Source organism: Enterobacter sp. ZOR0014 (genome assembly GCF_000798855.1).
Classification (GTDB): Bacteria; Pseudomonadota; Gammaproteobacteria; order Enterobacterales; family Enterobacteriaceae; genus Enterobacter; species Enterobacter kobei.
In genome coordinates this window covers 1-3191 of sequence record NZ_JTLF01000116.1, presented here as the reverse complement: position 1 = coordinate 3191, position 3191 = coordinate 1, and the positions used below count along the sequence as shown (strand labels likewise).

General features: G+C 52.2%; 3 protein-coding genes. All 3 read left to right on the top strand.

Annotated features, from left to right (window positions below; all coding sequences use genetic code 11):
* Nucleotides 1-152: 152 nt before the first annotated feature.
* Nucleotides 153-722 carry a bifunctional murein DD-endopeptidase/murein LD-carboxypeptidase gene (gene mepS, locus L977_RS05815; protein WP_014884584.1) on the top strand — a complete coding sequence of 190 codons (570 nt, stop codon included), beginning with the start codon at nt 153-155 and terminating at the stop codon, nt 720-722.
* 127 nt (nt 723-849) lie between these two features.
* A complete protein-coding gene (locus L977_RS05810) occupies nt 850-2406 on the top strand; it encodes a cyclic di-GMP phosphodiesterase (RefSeq protein WP_014884585.1) in 1557 nt (518 codons plus the stop codon).
* A gap of 74 nt (nt 2407-2480) precedes the next feature.
* Nucleotides 2481-3191, top strand: a 711-nt coding sequence (locus tag L977_RS05805; protein WP_047625273.1) for an ABC transporter substrate-binding protein, incomplete at its 3' end; no start/stop codon positions are given.

Below are 3191 nucleotides of genomic sequence, written 5' to 3'. Positions count from 1 at the left end.
GATAATTATTTCGATGGTGAATAATTTTGTGCGCTGTGCCACAAATGTCATCAGAAACAATTGTCTCATTGTGTACAGATAATTAGTCTCGTCACGTTTGGCATTTTTATAACGATATTTGTCGTTAAGGACTTCAAGGGAAAATAAACAAAATGGTCAAATCTCAACCGTTTCTGAGATATATCTTACGGGGGATCCCGGCGATAGCAGTCGCGGTACTGTTATCTGCATGTAGTACATCGAACACCGCAAAGAATATGCATCCTGAGACGCGTGTTGTGGGAACGGAAGATTCCTCTTCACTGCAAGCTTCTCAGGATGAATTTGAAAATATGGTACGTAATCTGGACGTGAAGTCCCGTATTATGGACCAGTATGCTGACTGGAAAGGCGTGCGTTATCGTCTTGGCGGCAATACTAAAAAAGGTATTGACTGTTCCAGTTTTGTACAACGTACGTTCCGTGAGCAATTTGGATTAGATCTTCCGCGTTCGACCTACGAACAGCAGGAGATGGGCAAGTCAATTTCCCGCACCAAGCTGCGCACCGGTGACTTAGTTCTGTTCCGTGCTGGTTCAACAGGTCGACACGTTGGCATTTACATTGGTAATGACCAGTTTGTACATGCCTCCACCAGCAGCGGCGTCACCATCTCCAGCATGAACGAACCGTACTGGAAGAAGCGCTACAACGAAGCGCGCCGCGTACTGACACGCAGTTAATATCATGATTGTATCGCTGGTTATCCCTTGGCTGGCGATATAATAAAAAAAAGCACTGCTTAGGCGGTGCTTTTTTTTGCCCGTTACACTGAATATAATCAGCGGCAATTCAGGAATCACGACGTTTATGCTCACCCGCTACTTCGCCAGTCATCGCAAGATACTGTTCTTCAGCATTATTACCGGCCTGATCGCGGCTATCCTACTGGGCTCATTGCAATTTTTCTGGAGCTACCATAAGCGGGAAATCCGATTCGATACGCTAATTAAGGATGTGAGCATCTACATGGAGAACTATTTCGAGGAGCTGAAAACCTCGATCGACGTACTCCAGCCGCTCACGCTGAATAATTGCCAGGACGTTAACGCGGAGCTTACCTCGCGCGCGGCCTTCAGCATCAACGTGCGCGCCTTTCTGCTGGTCAGAAACAAAATGGCGTTCTGCTCGTCAGCCACAGGGCCGATGAATACGCCGATGGAGGAGCTGATACCCGAACTGCACATCAACAAGCAGATTGATATCGCACTGCTGCCCGGCACGCCCATGCTGCCCAACAGACCCGCCATTGCCATCTGGTATCGTAATCCGTTAGTGAAGGACGGCGGCGTATTCACCTCGGTGAATCTCAACCTGACGCCGTACCTGCTTTATACCGCGCGCCAGGAAGAGTTTGCCGGCATCGCGATTATCATCGGCGACAATGCATTATCCACCGCCTCAAGCACCCTCGTCAGGGCGCGTGATTTACATCAAACGCCTGCGCGCACCGCGACGCTCACAGAGGTCCCTCTGACCATCAAACTGTACGCCAGGGAGTGGACGAGCGACGAGATCCTCTTCGCCCTGTTCTTCGGACTGTTATGCGGGATTGCGGCAGGGTCGCTTAACTTCTACATCCTCACCCTGCGTCTCAACCCGGGCAAAGAAATTCTGAGCGCCATCAAGCGCGGTCAGTTTTATGTGGTTTATCAGCCAGTGGTGGATACGGATGCACTTCAGATGCGGGGCGTTGAAGTGCTGATGCGCTGGAAACACCCGACCATGGGTGAGATCCCACCGGACGCCTTTATCAATTTTGCCGAAGCGCAAAAACTGATTGTCCCGCTGACGCTGCATCTGTTTGACCTCATCATTCGCGATGCGCCGGTGTTACAAACCGTGCTGCCGCCGGGCGCAAAACTGGGGATCAATATCGCGCCGGGGCATCTGCATGCGGAAAGCTTCAAAGATGATATGCGCACCTTCAAAAGCTTACTGCCGCCAGATTACTTCCAGATCGTGCTGGAGATCACCGAGCGCGACATGCTTAACCATCGGGAAGCCAGCAGCCTCTTCGAATGGCTACATAACGAAGGATTCGAAATCGCCATTGATGATTTCGGTACCGGCCACAGTGCGCTGATCTACCTTGAACATTTCACCATGGACTACCTGAAAATCGACCGTGGGTTTGTCAACGCAATTGGCACCGAAACCGTCACCTCTCCGGTGCTGGATGCTGTGCTGACGCTGGCAAGAAAGCTGAATATGTTAACCGTTGCGGAAGGGGTGGAAACGCCGGAACAGGCTGCCTGGCTGCGTGAGCATGGCGTCCACTTCCTGCAGGGGTACTGGATTAGCCGTCCTATGCCGCTGGAACAGTTCCGCACCTGGCAAAATAAGGTGTCGTCTCAGGCCGAATAATTTCACATTGCCTGTGACGTCACTTATTATTCAGCTTAATTGAGCCGGTCTGTAAAAAAGGGAGCCGCCGCGAGATGTTTATGCGCTTCATGTTGCTTTTGTTGGTATTAGCAAGCCTGTCGAGCCAGGCGCAAACCATCAAAGAAAACATCGCGTTCGCCGTGATTGGCGAGCCAAAGTACGCGGTCAATTTTACGCACTTCGATTACGTCAATCCTGCCGCCCCCAAAGGCGGAAAGGTCACGCTCTCCGCCACGGGAACATTTGACAACTTTAACCGCTTCGCCCTGCGTGGCGTCGCCGCGGCGCGAACGGAATCCCTTTACGATACGCTTTTTGTGACCTCCGATGATGAACCCGGCAGCTACTATCCGCTGATTGCTGATAATGTCCGCTATGCGGATAACTTCGCCTGGGCCGAAATTTCGCTCAACCCCCGGGCCCGTTTTCACGATGGCTCGCCGGTTAAGGCCAGCGACGTGGCCTTTACGTTTCATAAATTTATGACCGAAGGCGTACCCCAGTTCCGCATTGTGTATAAAGGCGCAACGGTGCGCGCCATTGCCCCCCTGACCGTGCGCATTGAGCTGAGTGAGCCGAATAAAGAGAATATGCTCAGCCTGTTTTCGCTGCCGGTTATGCCTGAATCGTTCTGGAAAAATCATAAGCTCAGCGACCCGCTCTCCACGCCGCCGCTGGCCGGCGGCCCCTACCGCATCACCGACTGGCGCATGGGGCAGTACGTGGTCTATTCCCGGGTGAAAGATTACTGGGCGGCAAACCTG